At 59.6% G+C, this 26,855-nt stretch carries 24 protein-coding genes and 1 pseudogene; 14 read left to right on the top strand and 11 right to left on the bottom strand.

Annotation, left to right across the window (positions count from 1 at the left end):
* Positions 1-98: 98 nt before the first annotated feature.
* Positions 99-500 (top strand): LysR family transcriptional regulator, encoded by a 402-nt coding sequence (locus tag H7847_RS27030; RefSeq protein ID WP_319799781.1) that lies wholly within the window; start codon positions 99-101, stop codon positions 498-500.
* On the opposite strand, the gene urtE is transcribed toward H7847_RS27030, so the two are convergent.
* The 6 genes from urtE to H7847_RS17420 form a co-directional block, all read right to left on the bottom strand.
* Positions 497-1,204, bottom strand: a complete 708-nt coding sequence (urtE, locus tag H7847_RS17445) for an urea ABC transporter ATP-binding subunit UrtE (RefSeq protein ID WP_227270763.1) — start codon at positions 1,202-1,204, stop codon at positions 497-499. The two genes, H7847_RS27030 and urtE, sit on opposite strands and share 4 nt — an antisense overlap.
* Entirely contained in the window at positions 1,194-1,934 is a 741-nt protein-coding gene (gene urtD / locus H7847_RS17440; RefSeq protein ID WP_227270762.1) for an urea ABC transporter ATP-binding protein UrtD, read from the bottom strand. The genes urtE and urtD overlap by 11 nt, the downstream gene beginning before the upstream one ends.
* Positions 1,931-3,187 carry an urea ABC transporter permease subunit UrtC gene (gene urtC / locus H7847_RS17435; RefSeq protein ID WP_227270761.1) on the bottom strand — a complete coding sequence of 419 codons (1,257 nt, stop codon included), beginning with the start codon at positions 3,185-3,187 and terminating at the stop codon, positions 1,931-1,933. The genes urtD and urtC overlap by 4 nt, the downstream gene beginning before the upstream one ends.
* 1 nt (position 3,188) lies before the next feature.
* Positions 3,189-5,150 (bottom strand): urea ABC transporter permease subunit UrtB, encoded by a 1,962-nt coding sequence (gene urtB, locus H7847_RS17430; protein WP_227270760.1) that lies wholly within the window; start codon positions 5,148-5,150, stop codon positions 3,189-3,191.
* Between the two features lie 74 nt (positions 5,151-5,224).
* A complete protein-coding gene (gene urtA / locus H7847_RS17425) occupies positions 5,225-6,499 on the bottom strand; it encodes an urea ABC transporter substrate-binding protein (protein ID WP_227270759.1) in 1,275 nt (424 codons plus the stop codon).
* Between the two features lie 291 nt (positions 6,500-6,790).
* Complete coding sequence (locus tag H7847_RS17420; protein ID WP_227270758.1) at positions 6,791-7,165, bottom strand: hypothetical protein; 375 nt, start codon at positions 7,163-7,165, stop codon at positions 6,791-6,793.
* 599 nt (positions 7,166-7,764) lie between these two features.
* On the opposite strand from H7847_RS17420, the gene H7847_RS17415 reads away from it, so the two are divergent.
* Positions 7,765-8,892 carry an efflux RND transporter periplasmic adaptor subunit gene (locus H7847_RS17415; RefSeq protein ID WP_227270757.1) on the top strand — a complete coding sequence of 376 codons (1,128 nt, stop codon included), beginning with the start codon at positions 7,765-7,767 and terminating at the stop codon, positions 8,890-8,892.
* Position 8,893: 1 nt separating this feature from the next.
* Entirely contained in the window at positions 8,894-12,046 is a 3,153-nt protein-coding gene (locus H7847_RS17410) for an efflux RND transporter permease subunit (protein WP_227270756.1), read from the top strand.
* Positions 12,047-12,528: 482 nt separating this feature from the next.
* On the opposite strand, the gene H7847_RS17405 is transcribed toward H7847_RS17410, so the two are convergent.
* Positions 12,529-13,131, bottom strand: coding sequence for a hypothetical protein (locus tag H7847_RS17405; RefSeq protein WP_227270755.1), 603 nt, complete (start codon positions 13,129-13,131; stop codon positions 12,529-12,531).
* A gap of 74 nt (positions 13,132-13,205) precedes the next feature.
* Here H7847_RS17405 and H7847_RS17400 point away from each other — a divergent pair, with 74 nt between their 5' ends.
* A complete protein-coding gene (locus H7847_RS17400) occupies positions 13,206-13,742 on the top strand; it encodes a hypothetical protein (protein WP_227270754.1) in 537 nt (178 codons plus the stop codon).
* Position 13,743: 1 nt separating this feature from the next.
* On the top strand, positions 13,744-13,983 hold the full coding sequence (locus tag H7847_RS17395) for a helix-turn-helix domain-containing protein (protein ID WP_227270753.1): 240 nt from the start codon (positions 13,744-13,746) through the stop codon (positions 13,981-13,983).
* A gap of 186 nt (positions 13,984-14,169) precedes the next feature.
* On the opposite strand, the gene H7847_RS17390 is transcribed toward H7847_RS17395, so the two are convergent.
* From H7847_RS17390 to H7847_RS17380, 3 genes are all read right to left on the bottom strand, one after another.
* Complete coding sequence (locus tag H7847_RS17390) at positions 14,170-16,356, bottom strand: xanthine dehydrogenase family protein molybdopterin-binding subunit (RefSeq protein WP_227270752.1); 2,187 nt, start codon at positions 16,354-16,356, stop codon at positions 14,170-14,172.
* 1 nt (position 16,357) lies between these two features.
* Positions 16,358-16,816 carry a (2Fe-2S)-binding protein gene (locus H7847_RS17385; RefSeq protein WP_227270751.1) on the bottom strand — a complete coding sequence of 153 codons (459 nt, stop codon included), beginning with the start codon at positions 16,814-16,816 and terminating at the stop codon, positions 16,358-16,360.
* A gap of 626 nt (positions 16,817-17,442) precedes the next feature.
* On the bottom strand, positions 17,443-18,423 hold the full coding sequence (locus tag H7847_RS17380; RefSeq protein WP_227270750.1) for an AraC family transcriptional regulator: 981 nt from the start codon (positions 18,421-18,423) through the stop codon (positions 17,443-17,445).
* Between the two features lie 151 nt (positions 18,424-18,574).
* Here H7847_RS17380 and H7847_RS17375 point away from each other — a divergent pair, with 151 nt between their 5' ends.
* The 9 genes from H7847_RS17375 (at position 18,575) to H7847_RS17335 (ending at position 26,220) form a co-directional block, all read left to right on the top strand.
* Positions 18,575-19,018: a cupin domain-containing protein gene (locus tag H7847_RS17375; RefSeq protein WP_227270749.1), complete on the top strand. Its 444-nt coding sequence runs from the start codon at positions 18,575-18,577 to the stop codon at positions 19,016-19,018.
* Positions 19,019-19,025: 7 nt separating this feature from the next.
* A complete protein-coding gene (locus H7847_RS17370; protein WP_227270748.1) occupies positions 19,026-19,871 on the top strand; it encodes an alpha/beta hydrolase in 846 nt (281 codons plus the stop codon).
* Complete coding sequence (locus tag H7847_RS17365; RefSeq protein ID WP_227270747.1) at positions 19,868-20,347, top strand: cupin domain-containing protein; 480 nt, start codon at positions 19,868-19,870, stop codon at positions 20,345-20,347. The genes H7847_RS17370 and H7847_RS17365 overlap by 4 nt, the downstream gene beginning before the upstream one ends.
* Positions 20,344-21,588, top strand: a complete 1,245-nt coding sequence (locus H7847_RS17360; RefSeq protein WP_227270746.1) for a flavin-dependent oxidoreductase — start codon at positions 20,344-20,346, stop codon at positions 21,586-21,588. Before H7847_RS17365 ends, H7847_RS17360 begins: the two co-directional genes overlap by 4 nt.
* 78 nt (positions 21,589-21,666) lie before the next feature.
* Positions 21,667-22,836 carry an ABC transporter substrate-binding protein gene (locus tag H7847_RS17355; protein WP_227270745.1) on the top strand — a complete coding sequence of 390 codons (1,170 nt, stop codon included), beginning with the start codon at positions 21,667-21,669 and terminating at the stop codon, positions 22,834-22,836.
* A 69-nt stretch (positions 22,837-22,905) separates the two neighbouring features.
* Positions 22,906-23,832: a branched-chain amino acid ABC transporter permease gene (locus H7847_RS17350; RefSeq protein ID WP_227270744.1), complete on the top strand. Its 927-nt coding sequence runs from the start codon at positions 22,906-22,908 to the stop codon at positions 23,830-23,832.
* A complete protein-coding gene (locus tag H7847_RS17345; RefSeq protein WP_227270743.1) occupies positions 23,829-24,779 on the top strand; it encodes a branched-chain amino acid ABC transporter permease in 951 nt (316 codons plus the stop codon). The genes H7847_RS17350 and H7847_RS17345 overlap by 4 nt, the downstream gene beginning before the upstream one ends.
* 2 nt (positions 24,780-24,781) lie before the next feature.
* The gene (locus H7847_RS17340) at positions 24,782-25,522 is read left to right on the top strand and encodes an ABC transporter ATP-binding protein (RefSeq protein WP_227270742.1); all 741 of its coding nucleotides are present in this window, start codon (positions 24,782-24,784) and stop codon (positions 25,520-25,522) included.
* Positions 25,519-26,220, top strand: a complete 702-nt coding sequence (locus H7847_RS17335; protein ID WP_227270741.1) for an ABC transporter ATP-binding protein — start codon at positions 25,519-25,521, stop codon at positions 26,218-26,220. Before H7847_RS17340 ends, H7847_RS17335 begins: the two co-directional genes overlap by 4 nt.
* A 364-nt stretch (positions 26,221-26,584) precedes the next feature.
* Here H7847_RS17335 and H7847_RS17330 read toward each other — a convergent pair.
* Positions 26,585-26,855: pseudogene (locus H7847_RS17330) on the bottom strand (hypothetical protein); the annotation flags it as partial.

Here is a 26,855-nt window from a genome sequence, read left to right as displayed (position 1 = left end):
GGTTCTCTTTCGCCAAAAGAGTACTGAGCGCCGGAAATCGGGACACACAAAAGAAAATGACGTGACAGCATAAGCTTTGCTAATGCAAGCTGAGCCAGATGAAAAAGCCTTTGCCCCCGGTCACCTGGTTTCGTGCCTTTGACGCCACCGCACGGCACCTCAGTTTTACGCTGGCAGCACAGGAGCTTGGGTTTACCCAATCCGCGATCAGTCAGAACGTGCGGGCGTTGGAGCAAAAGCTAGGGACACCGCTGTTTGTGCGCGGACATCGCGCGCTGAGCCTGACGCAGGCAGGCCGTTTGCTGGTGCCGGATGTGGCGGCCGCCATCGCGCAGCTCGAACAGGCCCCGGCGCTGACCGACGGGCGGCTGGTCACGCTGCCGTTGCCCAACTTTCCGGCCCGCGAAAGGTACTATCTGGCGCAACGCACCACGCAGAATCCCGAGGCGCAGGCCCGGTTCATCGACTGGTTCAAAAGTGCCGCGACGGAAAAACCCTAGACCGAGACCGCCGCGTGCAGCCGGTCCCGCTCAATGGTGCCTGCACGCCCATCCAGCTTGATCTTGCCCCGCTCCAGCACAACAAAATGGTCCCCAAGTTCGAAGGCGAAATCAAAGAACTGCTCAACCAGCACGATCGCCATGTCGCCCCGCTGGCGCAGCAGTTTGATGACCTCGCCGATCTGCTTGATGATATTGGGCTGGATGCCCTCGGTCGGCTCGTCCAGCAGCAAGAGTTTGGGCCGCGTGATCAGCGCGCGGGCAATGGCGAGCTGCTGTTGTTGCCCGCCGGAGAGGTCTCCGCCGCGACGACCCAGAAACTCCTTGAGGATCGGGAAGAGCTCAAAAACCTCTTGCGGAATGACACGCTGGTCTTTCGGCAGACAGGCAAAGCCGGTTTCAAGATTTTCGCGCACGGTCAGAAAGGGGAAAATCTCGCGCCCCTGCGGGACATAGGCCACCCCCCTCTGGGCCAGCATATGTGCATTTGCCTTGCCGATCTCCTGCCCGTCCAGACGATAGCCGCCACCACTGCGCGGATGGGTGCCCGAAATCGCCTTGAGCAGGCTGGTTTTGCCCACGCCATTGGTGCCCATCACGCAGGTCACTTGGCCCTTGGCGGCCGCCATACTGATACCGTTCAGTATCTGGCTGCCGCCATAGTGCAGCGTCAGATCGTCGATCTGCAAAAGGTTATCGCCCAAGGTAGACCTCAATGACTTGTTCGTTTGCGGTGACGTGATCGAGCGAGCCTTCGGCCAGCACGGACCCTTCGTGCAGGACTGTCACCTTGCAGTCGAGCCGCCGGACAAATTCCATATCATGCTCGACCACGACCACGGCGCGGGTCTTTGCGGCCTCGACCAGCAGTTCTGTCGTGTGCTCACGCTCGGCCGGGGTCATGCCCGCCGCAGGTTCATCCACCAGCAAAAGGCGCGGGTCCTGGGCCAGCAGCATGCCAATCTCCAACCATTGCTTTTGCCCATGCGACAGCTCACCCGATTTGCGATGCAGGGCCGCCGACAGGCCGATACGGTCCGCAAGCTCGGCCACCTTGTCGTGGTCCTCGCTTGAGGGCCGGAACCGTAGCACGGCAAACGGGCTGCGGCTCTTCTTGAGTGCCAGCATCAGGTTGTCCGCAACCGACTGATCCTCAAACACGGTGGGGCGCTGGAACTTGCGGCCGATGCCTTCCTGCGCGATGCGGCTTTCCGACATCGACAGCAGCGACACCGATTTCTCGCCCCAGAGCACCGAACCGCTGTCGGGTTTGGTCTTGCCGGTGATGATGTCCATGAAGGTCGTCTTGCCCGCCCCATTGGGCCCGATCACCGCGCGCATCTCTGCCGCGCCGATCTGAAAAGTCAGATTGTTGATCGCCCTGAATCCGTCAAACGAAACGGAAACGCCGGAAACTTCCAGAAGGGTGCTCATTTCTCCGCCTCCTTTTCCTGCAGGGCCCCGGTGCCGGGGCCAAGGTCCGCACCGTGCCTGTCCGGGCTGCGGCGGTCAGAGATCAGGTCAAAGAGCCCGCCGATACCGCGCGGCGCAAAGAGTGTGACCGCGACAAAAGACAGCCCCAGCAGGATGGTCCACCAGTCCACCCATTGCACGGTATAGACCCCCAGATTGATGTCGGGGGCCTGCCCGCCGGTGAACCAGGTCGACAGCAGCGACACGAAGGCCGCGCCAATCACCGCGCCGTAAAGCCGCCCCCGCCCGCCAATCGCGACCCAGACCGCCAGATAGATCGAGGCGATGGGCGCAAGCTCAGCAGGGTTGATGATGCCTGCCTGCGGGTAATAGAGCGCGCCCGCAATGCCCGCGAGGATCGCGGTGAAGGTGAAGATGAAGAGCTTGTAGGCCTCGACCGAGTAGCCCAGGAACCGCACCCGCGCCTCGTCATCGCGAATGGCCCGGATCACCGACCCGAACTTGCCCGATACCACCCAGGCGCAGAGCAGATAGCCCAGACCCAGCGCCAGCGCCGAGGCCCAGAGGAAGATCACGGAGAGCGTGGATTGTGGCACATGGCCGAGCCCCGGCAGGTTTTGCAGGCCGGAGAGGCCGTTGTTGCCGCGCAGTCCGCTGTCATTCTGGAAGAGGTAGAGCGCCAGCGCCAATGTCATCGCCTGCGTCAGGATCGAGAGATAGACCCCCGTGACCCGGCTGCGAAAGGCGAGCCAGCCAAAGACCAGCGCGATCAGCCCCGGCACCAGCACCACCGCCGCCAGTTGCAAGGGCAGCGAATGAGCAACGGCCCAGATGGGCGGGAACTCCGACGCGCCCACGACGCCAAAGATTTGCCCCGCAATCCCGTCCGATATCTCTTGCGGTGTGGGGGGCAGCGGGGCAGCGGCGAGGCTATCGCGCACGATGATCTCGGTCCGCGCGTACATCAGCCACATGCCGATGGCGTACCCGCCGATCCCAAAGAATGCCATATGGCCCAGAGAGAGGATACCGCAGTATCCCCAGACCAGATCCATGGCGAGTGCAACGAGGCACAGACAGAGTGTCTTGCCCAGTGTTTTGACAAAACTGGTGGAGATGACGCCAATGCCAAAGCCTTCGGACAGCACCGTGACGCCTATGGTAAAGAGCGCCAGAAGCCCGATGAAGATGATCACGGACGGGTAGCGCGCGACAAACGGTCTGCGGGGGGGCGTCAGTGCGATATCCGCCATGCTACGCCTCCGCCGCCCGGCCCTTGAGCGCGATGATCCCGCGCGGCCGGAACTGGATGAACAGGATGATAAAGAGGATCATGTAGGTCTGCGCCGCCAGCGTGTTGGAGGGGTTCATCCACTCGATGCCCTTTTGCAGCGTGCCGACCAAGGTGGCCCCCAGCAGGGTCCCCCAGATGTTGCCCACGCCGCCCACCACAACGGTCATGAAGCTTTGCACGATGTAATCCGTACCCATCTCGGACGTCACCTTGGCATAAAGCCCGATGGCAACCCCGGCGATGCCCGCAATGCCTGAGCCGAACCCGAAGGTCAGCATGTTGATACGGTCGGGGTTGATCCCCATGGAGGCCGCCATCCGCGGGTTCTGCGTCACCGCGCGGACCTCGAGCCCCAGCCGCGTCCGTTTCATCACAAACAGGAACAGCGCCAGAAACAGCAGCGCCAGCACAAAGATCGCAATGCGGATATAGCTGATCGAGACGATGTCATTGATGATGAGCGACCCGTCAAGCCAACCCGGCGCCGTGAGGGGCCGGGCCTGGGTACCAAAGATGTTCTTGGCCAGTTGTTGCAGGGCAATCGACACCCCGAAGGTCGCCAACAAGGTCTCAAGCGGGCGGTGATAGAGCCACCGGATCACCAGCCGCTCCATAGCGACACCCGCGCTGAAGGTGACGGCAAAGGCGAGCGGGATCGCCAGCAGGATCGACAGCGTGTAATCCGGCACAAAGAGCTGCACCACATAGCCCGTGTAGGCGCCCATCATGATGAACTCGCCATGGGCCATATTGATGACCCCCATGACGCCGAAGGTGATGGCAAGCCCAATCGCTGCAAGGAAATAAATCGAGGCGAGCGACAGTGCGTCCAGCGCCAGATCGGCGGTCTGGTTGAGGGCCACGCGGGTTTCGATATCGCTCAGCGCCCTCTGGGCCGCCTGTGCGACGGAAACCGGCGCGCCCGTAAACACTTCGAAAAACTGGAAGGCCTCCAGCGCCGCAGTGACGTCGGCTTCTGTGACGAGCGGCGCGGCAAGGCCCTGCGCAGCCAGCGCTGCGTAGGCCGCCATGCGGGCGTCGTCCGTGTCCAGAGAGGCCACCTGCACTCCCGCGACAGTGCCCGCGTCAATGTTGGCAATCAGCGTGTCGCGCAGCGTTGCGGGATCTGTCTGCGCGGCTGCAAGCTCCTTATCGACCAGCAGAGCGTAGGCCCTCGCGCGGGAGAGGTCCTCTGTCCCCACCTCAACCGGCATCGCATTTTCGGGCAGCGTATCGGCGACATCGAGACGGGTGGCGACGAGGGGATTGAGCGCGGCCCGCACATCCACGCCCAGATCACCGGCAAAGCTCTGGATCGCGGTGATCCGGTCGGCATCATCGTCGGAAAACCGGATGGTCAGCAACCGCTCCAGACGCTGTTTCTTGGCCTTTAGCTCAGGCACCGTTTCACCGTCGATGGCGCCGCGCAGCGCCGCGAGATGCGAGGCGTCCGCGTCCCGTTCAATCGCGGTGAGGGCCTTGGCCCGTTCGGAGGGATCAGGATCGTTGAGCTGAAATTGAACCAGGGCCGCCGAAATCAGCCCCCGAATGCCCGAATTGGGCTTCAACTGCTTGTAGGGCCGCTTTTCCGTGACCCCAATCTCAACGCCGCCGGCGACATCAAAGAGGCGGAGCATTCCCCCCTCAGCTGCGGCGGCAAAGACGAAGACCCCGGTCTCCGCCTCAAACCACATCTCTTTGTTCTGCCAGCGTTCCAGCACGGTCTTGGCGTCGTCCAGGCCACTGGCCGCGAGAGCGTCAATCGCGGGACCGATCGTGCGGCGGGAGGATTGCTTGATCACCTCCCCGTGGGTCTGGAGCAGCGTCTGTATCGGTGCTCCGATGTCCTGTGCCACTGCCGGGACAGCGGCAGAAAAGCACAAAACACTGCACAGGATGACGTGCCGGACAAAACATAACATGTCGCAGGAAGCCCCTTTGGCTAGCAGGGGCGCGCACCTTCAAACAGCGCGCGCCCCGGATCTCTCACTCAAGATCAGTAGTTGGATTCGATCTGCACGCAGGAAGACGTCTCGGTGTTGTACATACCGCAGCCGAGTTCTTGCCAGTCTGACTTCAGCACCGCAGATTCAGGCAGGTAGTCCGTCCAGGCATCTCCCGGCACCTCATCCGTTTGCGAGATGATGTCGAACTGGCCGTCCTCCTGGATTTCACCGATCAGCACCGGTTTCGCCAGGTGGTGGTTCGGCAACATCACGGCTGTCCCGCCGGTCAGGTTCGGAAACTCCTGCCCGTACATGGCACTGCGCACGGCATCAACATCGGTGGTCTCTGCTGCTGTGACGGCGTTCACCCACATGTTAAAGCCGATGTAATGCGCCTCCATCGGGTCGTTGGTCACGCGGTCCTCACCCATGCGGGCTTTCCAGGCCTCGATCCAGGCGGCATTGGCGTCGGTGTCAGCGGACTGGAAATAATTCCAGGCGGCGAGGTGACCCACAAGATTGGACGTGTCCAGACCCGAAAGCTCTTCCTCTCCAACCGAAAAGGCCACAACAGGGATGTCATCGGCAGAAATGCCTGCCGCGGCCAGCTCTTTGTAAAAACCCACATTGGCGTCGCCGTTGATGGTGGAAATCACACCAACCTTTTTGCCATCTGCCCCAAGGGCCACGACATCAGACACGATTTTCGACCAGTCAGAATGGCCAAAAGGCGTGTAGTTTACAAAGATATCCTCAGCCGGGATGCCTTTTTGCTGCAGGTAAGATTCCAGAATATTGTTTGTGGTCCGCGGGTAGACGTAGTCCGTCCCGAGCAGGGCAAACTTTTCGACACCCAGCTCTTCAAGGAAATAGTCCGTCGCCGGGATTGCCTGTTGGTTCGGGGCAGCTCCTGTATAGAAGACGTTCTTGGAGCTTTCTTCGCCCTCATACTGGACCGGATAGAACAGCAGGCCGTTCAGCTCTTCGATCACCGGCAAGACAGATTTGCGCGATACAGATGTCCAGTTGCCAAAAATCACGTCGACTTCATGCACCGTCAGCAATTCGCGTGCTTTCTCTGCGAAAAGCGGCCAGTCAGACGCGGGGTCAACCACAACCGCTTCGAGCTCGCATCCCAGAACGCCGCCTTTTTCGTTTTGCTGTTCGATGAGCATTTCCATCGTGTCTTTCAGCGTGGTCTCGGAGATCGCCATCGTGCCGGACAGAGAGTGCAGCACACCCACTTTGACCGGGCAGTCAGCCAGCGCCGGTACAGTACCGGCAAGCACAAGCGCAGTCGTTGCACCTAGCAGTTTTCGTGACATCGTATTTCCTCTCTTACGATGCGCGGCGGGCTTGTGCAGTGCAGTCGACTTGCCCATATCCCAACCACGCAATGTCATTGCGGCGTGCGATGGTGACTTGGTTCCTAGGCCGACGCCGTCGCACGTTTCTCAGGGAGCCTGTTCGGCCCCGCATCACGTTATGTCGATGTGTCGGAGGGGATGGAGTCGTTTGGCCTGACCGTGATCGGAATACATGACACAGCGCCTAAATTTTCACCGTCCGGTCAGAGATCGCTTAAAAATTCAGCTTGCGGCGATAAATGGCCGACTTCAGGTATCCAAAAGCAGCCGCTGGCACGCGGATAGATGCGCAAACGCCATGTTACCGGCTGCCCGGGCCTGCGGCGTATCCCCCTGAAAAGTGGCCTGCGTCAACAGAGACGCATGTGCCATCTTTACCTCGATCCGGTAGTTCAGCGTGGTGCGCGCATGCTCAGGGGGCGTGGTTGCCTCGAGCAGGGACAGGAAAACCAACCGCTGGTCCCCAAAAGCATCCGCCTCCGCGCTGCCGACAAGCCAGGCATGCTCCATTTCTGCCGACAGGCGACCAACGCAACCGGCAAACACATGGTGCAAACCGTCATGCGCAAGCGCGCTGCTCGCTGCAAGAAGTGACGCCGCACTTGCCAGAAGAAATGTCCTCATATCGCCCACTTTTTAATCACCATCGCACAAATACCACCCTTTAAGCGAGCAAAGAGCGACCTTCAGAGTGATCCCGCCCGAAACAGGACAATAGGGCCGCCAACGGACCACCGTTCAGAAGGCATGCTCTTGAGGGTTGTGGCCCTCCAAGGACGCCCCGGCCCCTTCGTGAGGGCCTGCGCGTCGTCACTTACGTCTATCATGCCATGGTTAAGAAACCTTGCCTGCTCCGGCAGGTTTTGCCTCATCGCCAGCAGTGGCGATACCGCGCGGGTGTCTCCGGTAGGCTTTGCCAACCCGCGGGCAAAGACCCTGTTACGAAACTGTTGCACTTCTCTGCGCAGGTATGCGCCAGACCGCCCGGGCACACGACAATGTGTGGTTGGTCGGATTTGCCACACTTTCCCGGCCCAGACAAATCAGGGGTATCAATGAATTTCGGAGAAAACACAACGAATTGCCAGCCTTATGCCTCGGCAGCGCTGAATTCAGGTTCAGCCCGGATACGAACGACACGCAAGAAACGCTGCACGGCAAATGGTTTGACCCTGCACACTTCTGGGCTACAAAGAACGTCTTGGTAAACGGGCGATCCTCTGATGAAAAACCTACTTGCTTCCCTCACTTTGCTCGCACTTGGCGCGATAGCACAGAACGCCATCGCACAAGACGGGCCACCGCCGGTCACCGTTGCAAAGCCGGTGGTAAAAACCATTGTCGAGGACGACGAGTTTGTCGGACGCTTTGAAGCGCGGGCCGAGGTTGTCCTGAGAGCGCGCGTGTCGGGGTATCTGCAGGAGGTTCACTTTACCGATGGCAGTCTCGTGGAGGAGGGCCAGCTGCTCTTCTCAATCGATCAGCGCCAGTTTCAAACAGCCTTTCGGCAGGCTCAATCCCAGATCGATGTGGCGCAAGCCACGTATGATTTCACCGAAGAACAGCTGGAACGTGCGGAAAGACTGGTGTTGAACGGCAACATCGCACAGAGCGTAGTCGACGAACGGCGCGAAGCTTACCTGGCCGCGCAGGGTGCGCTGGAACAGGCCCGCGCTACATTGGAACTCGCTGAGCTTGATCTGGAGTATTCCCGCATTGCGGCCCCTATGGCCGGCAGAATTGACCAGTCGCAGGTTGATCCGGGCAATCTTGTCACTGCAAATGAAACGGTCCTGACATCGATCGTATCCTCAGATCCGATCTACTTCTATTTTGACATCGACGAACGCTATTTTCTGGCCTACGCGCGGGATGCGCGGGCCCGCGGGGCCTCTCTGCAGGAAGGGGCTGGGCAGTTGGAGGTGAAAGTGTCGCTTTCCGACAACAGCATTCCGCCTCAGACCGGCATTCTGGATTTTTCCGAGAACCGCATCGACGAGGAAACCGGCACCATGCGGGTCCGCGCGATACTGGAGAACCCAGATGATATCCTCACGCCGGGCCTCTTTGGCCGTGTGAATGTGCCGGGCTCACTGCCCTATGAAGGTATCCTGATCCCCGATGAGGCAATTGTTGCCGACCAGAACCGCCGGCTGGTGATGACAGTTGACGAGGAAGGCAACGTGACGCCGACCCCCGTCCGACCGGGCCCGCGCATTGATGGATACCGCGTGATCCGCGAAGGCCTTGATGGCACCGAAGTGATTGTGATTGAAGGTATTATCCGGGCACGACCCGGGAGCGTCGTCACACCCGAAATGGTGGAACTCCCGCTGGTCGCGGCAAACTAGGATGGGACGCTTTTTCGTCACACGCCCGATCTTTGCGATTGTCATCGCCATGATCATGACAATTGTGGGGCTGATTTCCTTCAATCAGCTCCCGATCGAACAATACCCGGAAATTGCGCCTCCCTCGATTGTGGTGCGCGCCACCTACCCCGGCGCCGATGCCGAAACCATCGCGGCCACCGTTGCAACACCGCTTGAGCAGGAAATCAACGGCGTCGAAAACATGCTCTACCTGTCGTCCTACTCGACCGCTGACGGATCAATGAGCCTGACCGTCACCTTCGAGCTGGGGACCGATCTGGATCAAGCACAGGTGCTCGTGCAAAACCGGGTCGCGATCGCAGAACCGCGCCTGCCCCAAGAGGTTCGCTCCCTGGGCGTGACCACAACCAAATCGTCCCCCGACCTGATGATGGTCGTGCATATGCTGTCCCCTGACGACAGTTTTGACCAGCTCTATGTGTCCAACTATGCCCGCTCTCAGGTCAGGGACAGGCTTGTGCGGCTCGACGGTGTCGGAGATCTGATAATCTTTGGCGAACGCGAATTCTCCGCCCGCGTCTGGCTGGACCCGGACCGGCTGGCCTCACTTGGGCTGACCGCCGGGGCTGTCGTGGATGCGCTGCGCGAGCAGAACGTCCAGGTTTCAGGCGGCTCTCTGGGAGCCCCACCGAACAACAGTGACAGCGCCTTTCAGGTTGCCATCACAACCCAAGGTCGGCTGCAAACCCCGCGCGAATTTGGCGAGGTGATCGTGAAGGCCTCTGACGACGGGCGTGTCGTGCGCATTCGGGATGTCGCACGCGTCGAGATCGGCGCGCGCTCTTATGTCACGAACTCCTATCTCGATAACAAACCCGCCGTGGCGCTTGGTATCTTCCAACGCCCCGGATCAAACGCGCTTGCCTCGGCGGATGAGATCATTTCGCTCATGGATGATCTGGCCGAGAATTTCCCGCCGGGGCTGGAATACCGGGTGGCCTACAACCCCACCGAATTCATCGCAGCCTCCATCGACGCAGTCTATGAGACGCTTTTTGAAGCGGTACTGCTGGTGGTCGTCGTGATTGTTGTTTTCCTGCAGAACTGGCGCACGGCGATCATACCGCTGCTGGCCATCCCGGTCTCGTTGATCGGGACTTTTGCCGTGATGCTGGCCCTGGGCTATACGCTGAACCTGCTGACACTTTTCGGATTGATCCTCGCGATCGGGATCGTGGTCGATGACGCCATTGTTGTGGTCGAAAATGTCGAACGCAATATCGCGGATGGGATGACCCCGCGCGAAGCCTCCGCGCGCACAATGGATGAGGTGCAAAGCGCCATCATCGGCACAACGCTTGTGCTGATTGCAGTCTTTGTACCATCTGCGTTCGTGCCGGGGATCACAGGGCAATTCTACAGACAATTTGCCGTGACCATTTCGGTCGCAACGGTAATTTCCACGATCAATTCGCTCAGCCTGTCACCTGCGATAGCCGCAGCTATTCTCAAGCCGAGATCTGCCGCACCCTCCCGGAATCCCATCAGGTTTTTGACGACCCCTTTGGCCAACGGATTTAACCGCGCGTTTAGTCGCATGACGGCGGGGTACACCCGTGTGGTGTCTTTTCTGGTCGGCTCCACCAAGACGATCGTCGCGGCGCTGGTGGTGTTTGCGGCCCTGCTGAGCTCAACCTGGTGGATCAACGAACGCGTGCCAACCGGCTTTATCCCCGATGCCGACCAGGGCTACGCCATCGTCGTGGTCCAACTGCCCGATGGCGCTTCCCTTGAACGGACGGATGCGGTGATGCGGCAGGCAACCGAAATCGCACTCGCCACTCCCGGTGTAAGAAATGCGGTGGCTTTCGCGGGCTTTTCCGGTGCAACCTTCACCAATGCCACGAACCAGGGCGTCATCTTTACCGGCTTCGACAGCTTTGAAGACCGGGCAGGAACCGGTCTGAGTTCAGGGGCCATCGTGGGGCAGCTCTTTGGCAGAATGCAGTCGCTGCGCGAAGCCTTCATCATCGCCATCGCCCCCCCCGCCGTGAGCGGCGTTGGCACCGGTGGCGGCTTCAAACTGCAGCTGAAGGAGAACGAAAGCGCAGATATGTCGCGCGTGCTCGGAACAGCCTATGCGATCATGGGCGCCTCGGCGCAGACCGATGAGGTTCAGGGCGTGTTCACGACTTTCTCCGCCAGTTCGCCGCAGGTCTATCTTGAGATAGACCGGGTCCGCGCACAGATGCTGAACGTGCCGATTGGAGCCATTTTCGAAACGCTGGCGATCAACCTTGGCTCTGCCTACGTGAACGACTTTAATTCCTTTGGGCGCCTGTTTCAGGTGCGCGCCCAGGCGGATGAGCAATTCCGCCTCGAAGAAGACGATATCACGGCTCTCAGGGTGCCAACGGCGACAGGGGGCCTTGTCCCGCTGGGCACGCTGGTTTCTGTGGTCGATACCGCCGGCCCTGCACTTGTACAGCGCTACAATCAACAGGTCTCGGTGCCCGTTCAGGGCTCAGCCGCGCCAGGGTTCTCCACCGGCGAAGCGTTGATCGCGATGGAGGAATTGGCCACATCGCTGATGCCTCCCGGTGTGGATTACGAGTGGACGGAACTGGCGCTGCAGGAACGCAACCAGGGCAATACGGCGACCTACATCTTTATCTTCTCGGTCCTGTTTGCCTTCCTGTTTCTTGCAGCCCTCTACGAAAGCTGGGCGCTGCCGCTGGCCATTATCCTTGTGGTGCCTCTGGCGGTTCTGTCAGCCCTTGCCGGTGTGATGTACCGCGGGATGGACAACAATATCCTGACACAGGTCGGACTGATCGTCTTGGTGGGCCTTGCGGCCAAGAACGCGATCCTGATCGTCGAATTTGCCAAACAGGCGCAGGAGGAACGCGGGCTGTCCACCAGGGACGCCGCCGTGGAGGCAAGCCGTCTGCGGCTCAGGCCAATCCTGATGACGGCCTTCGCCTTCATTCTGGGCGTGGTGCCCTTGCTGATCGCCACCGGGCCAGGGGCAGAGATGCGGCAGGCGCTAGGGACTGCAGTTTTCTTCGGGATGTCGGGCGTCACCTTCCTGGGGCTGTTTTTCACCCCGATATTCTATGTCGCCATCAAGAGTGTTTTCCCCGGACGAAAACCTGCGGCACAAGAAGGTTAGTTTCGAGGGAGCAGAGCGTTTTCAGCCTGGGTTGGCGGTAGAGGGGCATTCTGATGAAGCAGAGTTTGATGTTGGGTTCAGTCTAGGTGATCGAACAGGCATCCGATCTGCGCGGCGGTTGGTCGAGGAAACCCATCTGAACCTGGGCTACCGGTGGTTCTTCTGCAAGCTGAGGCCCAAGAGGAACCCACCGAAACATCTTTCAGAGACTGCCCCCCGAAGGCACTTCGTCCTTGAAAGACGACCCTGGCCGTTTCTGCTAAACCTGTCTTGGCGGCACCTAATTGACGCTTCGTGGCGCTGATGAGGGCAACCGGGATCAAACGGTATCGCTGTGATGCGAAGGCCTGCTGTGTCTGGCCGATCCGGAAGACCTGAACGGGCGCGCGGGTTCGACCGATCAAACGCCACATGGACGAAGGGGCGCGCCGGACGATGAGAACCGACGACCGGCCATTGCCGGATCGCATCCGTCAACTGCTCTACGCACCGCAGGGGACGAGTTGGGAGCGCAAGGCTGCTGCATCGCTCTCACCAAGCACCCGGAACACATCCTGCTGTCGCGTCAGGCTGACGAAACCATCCTCAGGGCTGGTTTGCAGCCAAGTGCTTATGAGCAGGGTGTCGAGCAAGGGTTCCACGAGGCAGCCGCCGGTGACCGCAACGCTGAGCGTTCCCTGCCCTTCGATCCCCCGTGCCCTGAGCTGCTTGATTTCGGCCTGCGCCCTTGCAATGCGCGCGGCATCCTCGGGTGCCAGGCGCGCCGCATAGATCAGCTCGCCGTCCGCATTCGGTTGCAACTCTCCGGCGGTGACAGGGCTTACCTGTAAAGGCACCGTTTCCTCTACGATGACGGTCGATGTCGCGCTTCCGCCCTTGAAACCCATGTAGAGCTGCACGTCACCATTGGCGAGGCGCAGGGTGTCCGGCACACCCACCGCGACGGCAATCTCGGTCGGTGCGGTGTTCAGGGGGTCGAGCCTGCTTGCCGCCATCAACCCTGCGGGATTAACGGAAGCGCAGGCCGATAGGGTCAGCGCACATGCGAGACTGAGAAGGGCGGGCAGGGTGAAATTATGATGCATTGAATTCCTGTATGTGATACGATTCGCATTAAAGATTTAATGTAAAACATGAAGTATTTGAAGGGGAACAAACGGTGGTCGATCCCAATACTCTCACTGGGCCCGCGCGGCGCATTCAAATGGTCATAACCTGCGGCGTCGTTCTGCTTGTTGTCCTTGCGGTGGTGCTGGCCTACGGCGCAGTCACGGAACCTGCCGACACGGGCGAAAACATCGCCCGCGTGAGCGGTCTTTTGACCGGTCCGATGCAGGCCTGGCAAAACGCCGTTCTCCTGGGGGTCGCGGCACTTCATCTCGCGATCTGGATCGTGCTTCTGGCGACGGCGCGCCGAATGTTCGGGCATCTGGCCGAGGGCGACCCCGAGACTGCGGGGCATGTGGCGCGGACGCTTTCCCGCTGGCTGTGGGCGCTGTTGGCTCTGGGGCTCATGTCCCAGATGATCGTCTCCTTTGTCGCGACATGGGACTTTCCGGACGGCGAGCGCAGCGTGAGCCTCGGCGTGGGGACGCCGCAGATCTCCGTCGCTCTTTCGGCGCTCATCGCCGGCTTCATGGCCCGCGCCTTTGCGCTCGGGGCAGAGCTTTGGCGCGATCATCGAGAGGTGGTTTGATGTGCCTATCATCGTCCGCCTCGACGTCATGCTCGCAAAGCGCAAGATGACCTCCCGCGATCTCGCCGCACGCATCGGTATCGCGGAGCAAAACCTGTCTCTTCTAAAGTCTGGAAAGGTGCGCGGCGTGCGTTTCAGCACACTGGAAGCGATCTGCGCAGAGCTTGGCTGCCAACCCGGTGATCTCTTCGAATATCAGTCCGAAGCTGACGATGCGCAGCACTCTGCCCGGTCTAAATAGAAGCTGTATCCAAATCGTGACCACACTGGTGACTTCACTGCGATGGGCGTCAAACTATGATAGTCGTTTCGGTCGTCTGTAGCGATCAGCTATGCCATCTGGCTTTTACCGTTCACCTCGGCCTACCTGTTGGTGGGCCGAGGTGATGAGCAGATCAAGGTCTGCGCCTGACATTTATAATGCCAATCAGGCCAACCCGTGCCTGGACAGAGGCAATTCCCGGATACGCGTGCCGGTCGCTGCATAGATCGCGTTGGCAATGGCCGGACCGATGGGCGGTGTGCCCGGCTCACCAATGCCGGTGGGAGCCTCCGTCGATGCGACCAAATGCACCTCCACCTCAGGCATATCGGAGATCTTGAGCGGAGTGTAATCGGGGTAGTTGAACTGATCGACTTCACCATCCGTCAGGGTAATCTCCTCCCGCAAGACAGCCGAGAGACCATAGCCCAGCCCCCCCTCGACCTGCGCCTCGACATTATCCGGGTTGATCGCCACACCGCAGTCAACACCACATACCACACGTTCGACCTTGACCGTACCGTCCTCGCGCATGCGGATATCGGCGACTTCCGCGACATAGCTGTCAAAGCTTTTGTGCACGGCGATCCCCCGGTGCAGCCCCTCTGGCACAGCCCCCGCTTTCTCAACCGCGAGCCTTAACACACCCGCCGTACGGGGGTCGTTATCCAAATAGGCAAGGCGAAACTCGATTGGATCGCGGCCTGCCGCTTCTGCAAGCTCGTCCATCATGGTTTCCATGACGTAGGCCGTGTGCGTGTGCCCCACGGATCGCCACCAAAGGACCGGGACACCGACCTGCGGGTGGTGCACGTCGACTGACATGTCCGGAATGCTGTAGGGGGTCGGTGCAATCCCTTCGACCGTGGTGTGATCCACGCCATTGTGCACTAGAAACTGCTCAAACGGCGTTCCGGAAATGATACTCTGGCTGACGATCCGTGTCTCAAAGCCAGCGATGTTCCCATCCGTATCAAGGCCCGCCCGCACACGGTAAAGCGTCATCGGTCGGTAGTATCCGCCTTGGATGTCATCCTCTCGGCTGTAGACCAGTTTGATCGGGCGCGCCTCGTTTTCGGCGTCGAGCCATGCTTTGCCGATATGTGCTGCTTCGACGACCAGATGCGCATCTCCGGTTGCACGGCGACCGAACGACCCACCGCCCCACTTTGTGTTGATCTCCACCTGATCCTGATCGAGACCGAGCGTGGATGCGGCCATCATATGGTCCGTGGTCTGCAATTGAGACCCGCCCCAGAACGCAGCGGAAGCACCATCGTAAAGCACCGTCATGTCCAGTGGTTCCATTGATGCGTGTGCGAGATAAGGGAAAAAGTAGTCGGCTTCGATCACCTGTGCGGCGTTGGCGAGGCGCGCTGCGGCATCGCCGCGTGGCTCTGCGGGGCTGCCAGGTTGATCGAGCAGGGCCCGGAATTCTGCAATCAGCTCGTCGGTGCCGCGGGTTTCGCCCGTCGCCTCATCCCAGACCAGTTCGAGGGCGTCCCGCGCCTGCATCGCGATCCAGGTATTGGTTGCAACAACAGCGATGCCTTCCGGTATCTCGAACACGCCCATCACGCCGTCCATTTCCATTGCCGCCGAGGCGTCGTAAGACGACAACTCTGCGCCAAAACGCGGTGGCCTTGCCGTGACGGCGACCAGGCCACCTTCGGGCTGTTCGTCCATGCCGAACATGCCGAGGCTGCCCCGGGACTTTTGCGGCACGTCGACCCGGGCGAAGGTTTTCCCAATGTACTTCCATTGATCCGGCGTCTTTAGCGTGACGTCGCTTGGGGCTTGCTGCTGCGCTGCGAGGCCGGCCAATGCGCCGAAAGTGGCCGAATTACCGCCGCCGGACACAACACCGTCCAAGACCGTGATATCGCTCGCAGGGACATCCCATTCCGATGACGCGGCCTGTATCAGCATCGCACGCGCCGTCGCCCCGGCCTGGCGGTATTGTTCCCACGAATTGGGCATCGCCGTTGATCCGCCGGTGCCTTGGGCCCCAAACGCCAGATTGGCGTAGAGTTCGACGTTGGCGGGGGCAAAATCAGCTTCGACCTGGTCTGCGGCGGCGCCAAGTTCTTCGGCGACCAGGGTTGCCAGGCCGGTGGCCGTTCCCTGCCCCTTGTCGAGATGCTTGCTCAGCACGAGGACCTTGTTGTCGGCGGTGATATGGACGAAGGGCGTGATCAACTCGGTCGTCTGGGCATTCTGCGCAGCACTGCGAAGGGGTACAGCCGCGCCGATCAGGAGACCGCCAGCAGCCCCCGCAGAAAGCTTCAAAAAGCCGCGGCGCGACGGCTGGACGACGGGATCAGCAAGATGTTTTCTCAGGTTATGCAGCATCTTAAGCCTCCATGATTTCAGCGGCGCGATGGATCGCCTTGCGAATGCGTACATAGGACGCACAGCGGCAGATGTTGTTTTCCATCGCCGCATCGATATCCTCATCCGTTGGTTGAGGTGTGTCTGCCAGAAGTGCTGTGGCCGACATGATCTGTCCGGACTGGCAGTAACCACATTGCGGAACCTGCAGCTCTACCCACGCGTCTTGAACGGCCTTGGCCGCGTCGGTGTCGACCCCTTCGATCGTTGTCACCTCAGCCCCTTCAAGGTCTCCGATAAAGGTCTGGCAAGAGCGGGCAGGGAAGCCGTCAACATGAACAGTGCAGGCCCCGCAGAAGGCGACGCCACATCCAAACTTGGTGCCGGTCATCTTCAGCTCGTCTCGCAACGCCCAAAGCAGCGGCATGTTCGGATCAACGTCCAGCTGCCGGGCTTCGCCATTCAGTGTAAAGTTAATCATGGGGAACCTCCTGTTGATGATTGATGGGCAGTATACCGAACCGGGCAAGTTTCCACGCCAATCTGACTTGGGAACACCTGACGCCACGGGACTAAAAACGACTAGTCAGCATTACTTTTGATATAGTACGGACAGAGCTTCGATCCACTCAAATTGAGCGCTTTATGACATCGGCTCGCGGAAAGCTCTCTGCTTGTCAGCGCGACATCTGGTCGGGCCGCTACCCGGCCAAAATGCGGTTCCTCGAGATGACGACCGGGCGTGTGACGTTCCAACATTGCCGCCAAACACACGGTAACATTCGCAAAAAACCGGGCCGCGCCATGCGGGCGCTGTGGGGAGGCCCGCAGTGCCGAACTGCACCTCTTGATTTGCACCCCCGCCTGAGGCCGATTGACCAGCCGGAAACCGGGCGAAACACGATCTTGTTATCGGGGCGCCGAGGCTGGTCGTCGTACTCCGAAACCCGCGTGCATCAGGCGAACCGCACACAGCTGTCCGCCAGGCTGACAGGCAGCGTGGCGCATGAAAAACGACCTGAGTGTTCAAGGTACATCCCCATGAGGCGGCATGAAGGCGTCGTTTGCCTCATGGGGTGCAGCCCGGTCAGGCCGCTGTGGTCGGCTCTAGCGGCGCATACTTGGCAAGCGACCAAACCGTGCGCGATAGTAGGCGGAGAACCGGCCAAGGTGAGAGAAGCCGCAAGCGAGTGCCGTGTCAGACACGCTCGGCGTGTCACGGCGGGCCAGAAGCTGATAATGCGCTGTATCCAGACGGGCGTTTCGTAAGACCTGTTGAGGGGTTTTACCGAACGCACGCTGGAAGCCTTTTTGTAGCGTGCGCACGTTGATCCCCACCGCGTTCGCAATATCGGGGACCGTTATTGCGTTGCCGAGATTGGCGTGAATGAATTCAAGCGCGCGGCGGATATCGGGCGGGCGGGTCATACTGTCGGCATTCCGTATGATATGCGAGATATTGCTTTTTTGAAGGGTCAGCAGCGCGACAATCAGATCATATTCGATGCGCAGATCGCTTGCCGACAGCGGCGTTTGAAACAACGCGCCACGCTCGATCCCCGCGGCACAGATTGCGAACATGCGTTGCAGTTCGCGCCCGTGCCTGGTGGTGAAATCAACTTTCAGATCGAACCGGATCGGCCCGGGGTTCGGCATACCTGTCAGGGTCTCGGCCACGGTCTCAAGATGCGCGCGGTCGATCTGAAACAATAGTTTGCTGCAATCTGTCCCCCAATGCAGCACAGCAGCCCGGTCGGGATTGAGCAGCGTGCCCGCCCGCTTATGTGCCGTCATTTTGTCGCCGCGGTGCACAATCTCTGCATCTCCCGACAGCGGAATTTGAAACAGATAAAAGGAGCTCAGGTGACCCGGATCGACCATCACGTCCGTGCCGTACCGCAGATAATTGACCGACAGATGCCGCCCGCGCACGGCGTTATGCGTCACGCACAGCCGCGCGCCGCGCCGCGTCATATCAAGGCGGTGGTCGCAAAGCTTTTTGGAAACCTGGAAGCGGGCTTCGTCGAGGTCGTCGGTCTGCAGCACTGGATGCTGCGAGAAATAAGCACGATCTTGCAGTAGTGTCATGGCAGGCATTTTCTCCCTTGCCTCAGGCTGAACAAAAAACCATATATTTCAAGCCTAAAATATCGTTCCGCCGCAAACGTTCGCATTTTGGATAGCGGTCTGGTCCGTTTTGCATGTAGCACCATACGAATGGATCAAATGGAGGGTCATGATGGAAAAAGGTGTCACACAGGCCGGTAAAGCGCTGAATGATCATAGCTGGAACGTAGTCGGGCAAACCTACACGCCGAAAATCCTGACGGATGAAACCTTTGTCTGGCATGCGGTGATCCCGGCCGACAGCTTTGTTCCGCCGCATATTCACCCGCACCAGGATGAATGGATCTATGTCTTGAGCGGCACCTTGGAAGTTGAGTTCGGCGAAGATATCTCTCAGGCGGGCGCGGGCGATACTGTAAAAATGCCGCGGGGTTTGGCGCATGGCATCTTCAACCGATCCGGTGGCGAGGTGACCTGCCTTTTTGGCGTTGCACCGTCTCGCAGGCTATTTGACCTTTTTATCCAGCTCGATGGGGTGACGGACGCTGATGAGCTGGTGCGCATCTCTGCGTTGCACGAGGTCGACTTTCTGCCGCCGCCCAATGCGGCAGAGTGAGAGGCCGATGTCTGACGGGAACGATTGGGACGACGCGTTTGCGAATATGGCGCATGTGCCGAACGCCGACAGGCTGCCGGACTTCTGGGCGACGCGCGCGGCGGCGTACCGCAGCACGCAAGCACCCGCCCGGCTTCAAGAAGACCTCTCCTACGGTGATGGAGCGCGACAACGGCTCGATATCCTGTGGCCGGATGGCGCTGCACACGGTCTCGCGGTATTTGTGCATGGCGGCTATTGGATGCGGCTGGACAAATCTTACTGGACGGATCTGGCGGAGGGCGCGCGGGCACGGGGATGGGCCGTTTGCATTCCGAGTTACACGTTGACACCGCAGGCCCGCATCTCGGCGATAACTGCGGATATCGGGCGTGCGATCAATATGTCCGCGGCGCGGGTCGAGGGCCCGATTTGTTTGGCAGGTCATTCGGCGGGCGGACATCTCGTCACCCGCATGCTTTGCGATGACAGCCCACTGATCGAAGCTGTGCGGGCTCGGATCATGCACACATTATCGATCAGCGGGCTGCACGATCTTCGGCCCCTGATGCAAACGCAGATGAATGAAACGCTCCATCTCGATGATCAGGAGGCTTGGGCGGAAAGCCCTGTCCTGCACGCGCCCGGCGTTTTTAGTCCGCTGACCTGCTGGGTCGGCGGCGGGGAACGCCCCGAATTCATCCGGCAAGCGCGCCTGATGGCAATGATCTGGCAAGGGCTGGATGTTGCCACCGCCTGCCATATCGATGGCACGCATAATCATTTCACCATCCTCGAAGGACTGAAGGACGCGCAATCCCCCCTCACGGACGCATTCCTTGGCAGCCCACCCTCAGAAGGAGTTGGGACATGACCCCAATGGAACCCGGCATCACCCGATCGCAAGAAGGCCTGGACGCGATACGGTGGAATATCCTTGGCCAGACCTATGTGCCAAAGCTGCTGACCGAGGACTGTTTTTCGTGGCATGCAACTTTGCCGCCCGGAACGTTTGTGCCCCCGCACATCCATCCGGACCAGGATGAATTCCTCTACATCCTCGAAGGCAGGTTCAACTTTATCCTCAACGGAGAGGACGCGATCGGCGAACCCGGTGATCTGGTAAAGCTGCCGCGCGGTATCCCGCATGGTATCTTCAACCACTCTGACCGCACCATCAAGACACTGTTCTGGGTCACCCCTGCGGCACGGCTCTATGATCTGTTCTGGGCCCTTCACAACATGGGCCCGACGCCCAATCCGGCAGAGGTTGTGGCGGTGTCTGCGGCGCATGCCATCGATTTTCTACCACCGCCAGAGGACGAGACACCCGCCGGAGAGGACACATGACCGTCATAATCGCGGGTGCGGGGATTGGCGGGCTTACGGCCGCATTGATGCTGCACGAACGCGGGATCAGGGCGCAGGTGGTCGAACAAGCCGCCGAGGTTCGCGAGGTTGGCGTCGGTATCAACACGTTGCCTCATTCGATTGCCGAACTTGCAAGGCTCGGCCTGCTTGAGCGGCTGGATGAGGTTGGCCTGCGCACGCGCGAGCTGCGATATCTGACCCGCACGGGCCAGGAGGTCTGGCGTGAGTTGCGCGGTATTCATGGCGGTCACGACTTCCCGCAGTTCTCCATTCACCGGGGCCGATTGCAAAAGCTGCTGTTGGACGCGGTCATTGAGCGGATGGGACCGGACGCGGTCCAGACAGGTCTGCGTCTGTCGGGATTTGTGCAGGATGAGGCAGGGGTGAGCGCGCATTTCACCGATTCACGCGAAGGCACTTCGTCACGCCTGTTCCGGGGCGACGTTCTGGTCTGTGCCGATGGCATCCACAGCGTCGGTCGCCGCAGCTTTTACCCTGACGAAGGCCCGCCGAGCTGGGACGGGGTTGTCATGTGGCGCGGTGCCGTCGAATGGCCCGTCTGGGAAGATGGGCAGACGATGGTCATCGCGGGGGGGTTGAGCGGCAAGCTCGTGCTCTATCCCATCGCCCCGGCAAAAGACGGGCGGCAACTGATGAATTGGGTTGTCAACATCCGTGTGGCTGACGCCAGCGTGTCGCCACCACCCCCCGACAGCTGGTCGAGGAAAGCACCACTGTCCAAGGTCTTGCCCTACGCGAAACGCTTTCACGTCCCCGGTATCGACATCGCAGCGCTGGTGCGCGAAAGCGGTTCGATATTCGAATATCCGATGGCAGACCGCGATCCGCTGCCCCGCTGGACCCACGGTCGGGTCACCCTTCTGGGAGATGCAGCGCACCCGATGTATCCTGTCGGCTCAAACGGGGCAGCGCAGGCGATTTTGGATGCACGCAGCCTTGCGGACCTTCTTGCACAGACCGAGCATCCACGCGAAGCTCTGTACCGGTATGAACTGGATCGTTTGCCCAAAACCGCTGAAGTTGTACGCATCAACCGGATCGGCGGCCCCGAGCGGGTCATCGACGAGGTGGAAAAACGCAGCCCCGCAGGGTTTGATGACGTGAATGACGTGCTGAGTTCAGATGAAAGAAAGGCCATCGTCAAAGGCTATGCAAAGATGGCAGGGTTCAACGCAAGAAAACATGTCACGGCAGCGTAAGACAAAGCGCAAACTCGGTGCGCATCGAAATCCGTAGAAACCGCCCCGCCAAAAGGGGCATATCAGGGAGACATAGGAATGAAGTATCACCTTAGAAATACGATTGCCGCAATGGTGCTTGGCAGCACGTTAGCATCGGCGGCCTGGGCCGAAGACCTCAAGATCGGGATGGTGGTCACGCTGTCCGGCCCGCCGGCAGCGCTTGGCCAGCAGATCGTCGACGGCTTTCAGCTGGCGTTGGATGAAAAGGACGGAATGTTGGGCGGCCAAAAGGTCGACCTGATTGTTGAGGATGACGAGCTGAAGCCGGATGTCGCGCTGTTGAAGGCCACATCGCTGGTGGAACGTGACGAGGTCGACTTTGTGGTGGGCACGGTGTTCTCAAACATGCTGCAGGCCATTTTCAAGCCCATCGTGCAGTCGGAAACCTTTTTGATCAGCCCCAATGCCGGCCCCTCAACCTTTGCGGGACGCAACTGCAGCCCCTATTTCTTTGTCACCTCCTATCAGAACAATCAAAACGCCGAGATCAGCGGCATGATCGCCAATGAAGAAGGGTTCGAAAACGTCTTCACGATGGTCCCCAATTATCAGGCGGGGCGGGACAACATCGAAGGCTTCAAGCAGACCTTTGAGGGCACCGTGACCGACGAGGTGTTTACACCGCTTGGTCATCAGGATTTTTCGGCAGAGCTCGCGCGGATTTCAACATCCGATGCGGATGCGGTCTTTACCTTCATGCCCGGCGGGATGGGGGTGCGTCTGGTCAACCAGTTCGCCAATGCGGGCCTGTCGGAAAGCATGAAATTCATGTCGGTCTTCACAACGGATGAGACAACCTTGCCCGGACAGAAGGACGCAGCCGTAGGCCTGCTTGCGGCGGGGTCCTGGGCCCCTGACTTGCCGAATGACGCCAATCAGGCGTTTGTGACGGCGTTCGAGGCCAAATACGGCTACATCCCCGGTTCCTACGCCATGCAGGCCTATGACACGGCCAATCTCATCGACAGCGCAATCGCCAAGACCGGCGGCGACCTGAGCGATAGGGACGCTGTGCGTGCGGCTATAAAAGAAGCTGATTTTACCTCCCTGCGTGGCGACTTTTCCTTCAATAACAACCACTATCCAATCCAGGACTTTCACATGCTCAAAGTGGTCAAGCGCGATGATGGCAAGTTCCACACCTCTTTCGTGCGCACCGTTGCCGAAGACTACGCCGATAGTTTCTCACAAGACTGCAAGATGTGAGATCCATTGAAACAAAGGGGCGCGCGTCCATGGCGCGCGCGCCTTTGCGGCAAAAGGTAGATTTGTACGATGTCGATGACCCTCTTTCTGATCCTGTGCCTGAATGGGCTGCAATACGGTATGTTACTGTTTCTCATCGCGGCGGGGCTGACACTGGTATTCGGGGTGATGGGCTTCATCAATCTTGCCCATGGCGTGCAATACATGGTCGGAGCCTATCTGGCATTTTTCTTTTTGCAGCTCACGGGCAGCTTTGCCCTGACGGTTTTGCTCTCCCTGGGGTCGGCGCTGCTCATCGGGCTCTTGCTGGAGTTCTTCGTTTTCCGTCATCTTTATCATCGCTCACATCTTGACCAGGTGCTGGCGACCTTTGGGATCATCATCTTTCTCAACGAACTGGCGAAAGTGCTCTTTGGCCCCACGACGCTCTCGATCGCGCCGCCCGAGCTTCTGTCAGGCTCGATCCAGCTGACCGAAACGCTGCGCTATCCCGTCTACCGCTTCGTGACGATTTTTGCCGGGCTTGCGGTGGCGGTGGCGCTGTTCCTCACCGTCAGCTACACGCGCACCGGCATGTTGATCCGGGCTGGTGCCACAACGCCTGAAATGGTCTCGGCCTTGGGTGTGAATATCCAGAAACTGTTCATGATTGTCTTTGGCGTGGGGGCGATGCTTGCGGGATTTGCCGGTGTGATCGCGGCCCCCATCTTTGCCATCGAGCCGGGGATGGGCGACAATCTCCTGATCGTTGCCTTTGTGGTGATCATCATTGGCGGCGTCGGCTCCATCGGAGGCGCATTCATGGCGGCTTTGCTTGTCGGGCTGATTGACACGCTGGGCCGGAGCCTTGCGACAATCGTACTCTCGGCGGTGTTCAACCCGTCCTTCGCCAACCAGATCGGGCCGGCCCTGGCCTCGATGCTCATCTATATACTGATGGCGGGCATCCTGGTGTTCCGACCCCAGGGGCTGCTGCCCGCCAAGGGGGGTGCATGATGGACCGGTCCTTGATTGTTGCGGGCTGCATCTTCGGCCTGTTGCTTGCGCTGCCGATCCTTTTGCCGGTCTTCGGTGCCGGGTATCTGACCGGTCTCATTATCAAGGCGATGCTGCTTGCGATTGCCGCGATCTCGCTCGATCTGCTGATCGGCCACGGAGGCATGGTCAGTCTGGGGCATGCAGCCTTTGTCGGCGTCGGGGCATACGCCGCCGCGATCGGTCTGGAGAGCGGTATCGAGAATATCCTCGTGCTGCTGCTCATCACCCTTGCCGTGACGGGCCTTGTCGCACTTGTGACCGGCACGCTCGCGCTGCGCACCAGCGGTGTCTACTTTCTGATGATCACGCTGGCCTTCGGGCAAATGATCTATTTCACGCTGACCTCTCTCGCGGCGTATGGCGGCGATGACGGGTTGACTCTTTGGTCGCTCGCAACGCTGTTCGGCAGCGATGTCGTGCAGAACGGGGGGGGGCTTTACTACGTTGTGCTTGGCACCCTGTTGGCGACCTGGTGGGGGATTTACCGGCTCAGCCGCGCGCGGTTCGGCCGCGTGCTGCGGGCCGCACGGGACAACTCGGAACGCGCTGAAGTCATGGGCTTTCCGGTCAGGCGCTACAGGCTGGTCGCCTACGTGATTGCGGCGTTGATCGCCGGCGTATCCGGTCTGCTGCTGGTCCAGCACGCCGAGTTCGTCAGCCCTGCGCTCGCCGCCTGGCAGCGGTCGGGAGATCTGATCGTCGTTGTTGTGCTCGGGGGGCTTGCCAGCCGTAACGGTGCGATCCTCGGCGCGTTCTTCATTGTCATCGTTGAAGAGGTGCTCGGCTCATTCATCCACGAGTGGCGGTTGATTTACGGCCCCCTGCTTGTGCTTCTGGTCCTTTTTGCCAAGGGCGGGCTGAGTGATCTGTTTGCGGCAAAACCGGTTCGAAGGGCCGCCCAGTAGATATGCTTGAAATCCGCAATCTGAACAAAAGCTTCGGGGCCCTGAAAGTCAGTCGGGACATTTCGATTGAGATTGGGCCTGACCAATGCCACGCTCTGATCGGGCCGAATGGGGCAGGCAAGACGACGCTGATCCATCAGATCTCAGGCGTGCTGCAGCCCGATTCGGGATACGTCGCACTCGGTGGGCAGGACATCACGCAGATGTCGGTTTGGCAGCGGGTGCAGGCGGGTCTGGGTCGCACATTTCAGATTACATCCGTCTTGCCGAGTTTCTCGGTGCTTGAGAACATGGCCATCGCGGCACAAGCCAAGGCCGGATCGAGCATGCAGTTTTTCCGCGATGCCGCAACTGAGACAGGGCTGAACGAAACCGCGCGGGCAACGCTTGATCGTGTTGGGCTCTCTGATCGCGCAGACATGCGCGCCTCCGACCTCTCGCACGGCGAGTTGCGACTGCTGGAGCTGGGCATTGCACTGGCGGCTGACCCCAAATTCCTGCTGCTGGATGAACCAATGGCGGGACTGGGCCGCACCGAAAGTGCCGCTCTCATCACGATGCTGTCGCAGTTGCGCAATAGCCTGCCAATGCTGCTGGTAGAACATGATATGGATGCGATTTTCCAACTGGCCGATACCGTTTCTGTTCTTGTGGATGGGAGCGTGATTGCGCGCGGAACGCCCGATGAGGTCCGCGCAGACAGCGCTGCCCGCGCCGCCTATCTGGGAGACGGAATGGCATGACCTCCTTTGTCACAGTCAACGGTCTGCGTGCGGGCTACGGCCATGCAGAAGTGCTTTTTGGCATCGACCTGGATATCACGGCCGGTCAGGTCAGCACCCTCATGGGCCGCAATGGCATGGGCAAAACCACGACCGTGCGATGTCTGATGGGTCTGCTGAAACCCACCGCCGGTCGGATTACAATCGGGCATCAGGAAATGAGCGCCGCGCCGCCCTACCGGATAGCGCAGGCGGGTGTTGGTCTTGTTCCCGAGGGGCGGCATATTTTCCCCTCTCTCAGCGTCAGTGAAAACCTGCGCGCGACCGCGCGCAGGACACCCGACGGCTGGACCGAAGACAAGGTTTATGAAGCCTTTCCCCGCCTCGGCCACCGCAAACGCAACTTCGGCTTTCAGCTTTCCGGTGGGGAGCAGCAAATGCTTGCCATCGGCCGCGCGCTGATGACGAATCCGAAACTCCTTATTCTTGACGAAGCGACAGAAGGCCTCGCGCCGATCATACGTGAAGAAATCTGGGCCATGCTGGGCCGCCTGAAAGAGGACAACCTGTCGATCCTGCTGATCGATAAGAACCTCGACGAACTTGCCCGCATATCTGACCGTTACTTCGTGCTCGAAAAGGGTGAAATTGTCTGGAAGGGCACCGCTGCGGAATTCGACAGTCAGCGCGCGCATGTGGAAAACTTTCTGCATCTTTGACAGGCCATGACCTTGGCCGGCGCCGCCTTTTTGAACCGCGCCTGGTTTTTCTGCCGGGATCATGGTGGTGAGCCTTCGAAGGGGGATCGAGCAGTTTGCGGTGAAATGGGCGCCTGACTTTTTGAGGCCGATGACCTTGCCATTATGTCGCTCATCAGGCCCGGATGGCCAACTTTGATGCCAAAAGTTGTCAACCATCATGAGTCGTCACAATATGTGAGATGTCATGAGATCTTTCTTTTTCCGGAATACTATCTCATTGATTTCAAACAAATCTGTAAATTAACCATGACAACAGTTTTTCCTTTTCCGACAGAACTTTTTTCCTCTGCCAGAAAAGCTGCAAATTAAGCAAAATAGGCCTTTAGCCATCTTGTGGCTCACACAGAAGATCCAGCTTCTCAAGGATTGCGGCCAGTTCAACCCTTGTAGCCTGAACGCGCTCCATCGTCATAGCTTCCTGCCGTCCAGCCAAACCTAAGACCACATCCAGGACAGTGTCTGAATGTCTCATCAGCTCGATCAGATGTTCGGCTGTCGGACCATATGAACCGGATATCCAGTTCTTGGCCGTTCGTTCACTTGCGCCGGTCCACCGCATTGTTGCTTTTGCCGCCTGCCCCGCACCGCCGAGT

The organism is Roseobacter weihaiensis (assembly GCF_020622345.1).
GTDB lineage: Bacteria > Pseudomonadota > Alphaproteobacteria > Rhodobacterales > Rhodobacteraceae > Roseobacter > Roseobacter weihaiensis.
The sequence above is the reverse complement of the archived record's forward strand: the minus strand, read 5'-3'. Positions and strand labels throughout refer to the sequence as shown.

What these genes read in the sequence shown, in the direction of transcription:
- H7847_RS17405 (WP_227270755.1), bottom strand. Translation starts at nt 13,131, where the DNA reads ATGCATCATAATTTCACCCTGCCCGCCCTTCTCAGTCTCGCATGTGCG.
- H7847_RS17365 (WP_227270747.1), top strand. Translation starts at nt 19,868, where the DNA reads ATGACCCCAATGGAACCCGGCATCACCCGATCGCAAGAAGGCCTGGAC.
- H7847_RS17420 (WP_227270758.1), bottom strand. Translation starts at nt 7,165, where the DNA reads ATGAGGACATTTCTTCTGGCAAGTGCGGCGTCACTTCTTGCAGCGAGC.
- H7847_RS17415 (WP_227270757.1), top strand. Translation starts at nt 7,765, where the DNA reads ATGAAAAACCTACTTGCTTCCCTCACTTTGCTCGCACTTGGCGCGATA.
- H7847_RS17360 (WP_227270746.1), top strand. Translation starts at nt 20,344, where the DNA reads ATGACCGTCATAATCGCGGGTGCGGGGATTGGCGGGCTTACGGCCGCA.
- urtC (WP_227270761.1), bottom strand. Translation starts at nt 3,187, where the DNA reads ATGGCGGATATCGCACTGACGCCCCCCCGCAGACCGTTTGTCGCGCGC.
- H7847_RS17375 (WP_227270749.1), top strand. Translation starts at nt 18,575, where the DNA reads ATGGAAAAAGGTGTCACACAGGCCGGTAAAGCGCTGAATGATCATAGC.
- H7847_RS17335 (WP_227270741.1), top strand. Translation starts at nt 25,519, where the DNA reads ATGACCTCCTTTGTCACAGTCAACGGTCTGCGTGCGGGCTACGGCCAT.
- H7847_RS17355 (WP_227270745.1), top strand. Translation starts at nt 21,667, where the DNA reads ATGAAGTATCACCTTAGAAATACGATTGCCGCAATGGTGCTTGGCAGC.
- H7847_RS17345 (WP_227270743.1), top strand. Translation starts at nt 23,829, where the DNA reads ATGATGGACCGGTCCTTGATTGTTGCGGGCTGCATCTTCGGCCTGTTG.
- H7847_RS17380 (WP_227270750.1), bottom strand. Translation starts at nt 18,423, where the DNA reads ATGACACTACTGCAAGATCGTGCTTATTTCTCGCAGCATCCAGTGCTG.
- urtA (WP_227270759.1), bottom strand. Translation starts at nt 6,499, where the DNA reads ATGTCACGAAAACTGCTAGGTGCAACGACTGCGCTTGTGCTTGCCGGT.
- H7847_RS17390 (WP_227270752.1), bottom strand. Translation starts at nt 16,356, where the DNA reads ATGCTGCATAACCTGAGAAAACATCTTGCTGATCCCGTCGTCCAGCCG.
- H7847_RS17370 (WP_227270748.1), top strand. Translation starts at nt 19,026, where the DNA reads ATGTCTGACGGGAACGATTGGGACGACGCGTTTGCGAATATGGCGCAT.
- H7847_RS27030 (WP_319799781.1), top strand. Translation starts at nt 99, where the DNA reads ATGAAAAAGCCTTTGCCCCCGGTCACCTGGTTTCGTGCCTTTGACGCC.
- H7847_RS17410 (WP_227270756.1), top strand. Translation starts at nt 8,894, where the DNA reads ATGGGACGCTTTTTCGTCACACGCCCGATCTTTGCGATTGTCATCGCC.
- urtD (WP_227270762.1), bottom strand. Translation starts at nt 1,934, where the DNA reads ATGAGCACCCTTCTGGAAGTTTCCGGCGTTTCCGTTTCGTTTGACGGA.
- urtB (WP_227270760.1), bottom strand. Translation starts at nt 5,150, where the DNA reads ATGTTATGTTTTGTCCGGCACGTCATCCTGTGCAGTGTTTTGTGCTTT.
- H7847_RS17385 (WP_227270751.1), bottom strand. Translation starts at nt 16,816, where the DNA reads ATGATTAACTTTACACTGAATGGCGAAGCCCGGCAGCTGGACGTTGAT.
- H7847_RS17340 (WP_227270742.1), top strand. Translation starts at nt 24,782, where the DNA reads ATGCTTGAAATCCGCAATCTGAACAAAAGCTTCGGGGCCCTGAAAGTC.
- H7847_RS17350 (WP_227270744.1), top strand. Translation starts at nt 22,906, where the DNA reads ATGTCGATGACCCTCTTTCTGATCCTGTGCCTGAATGGGCTGCAATAC.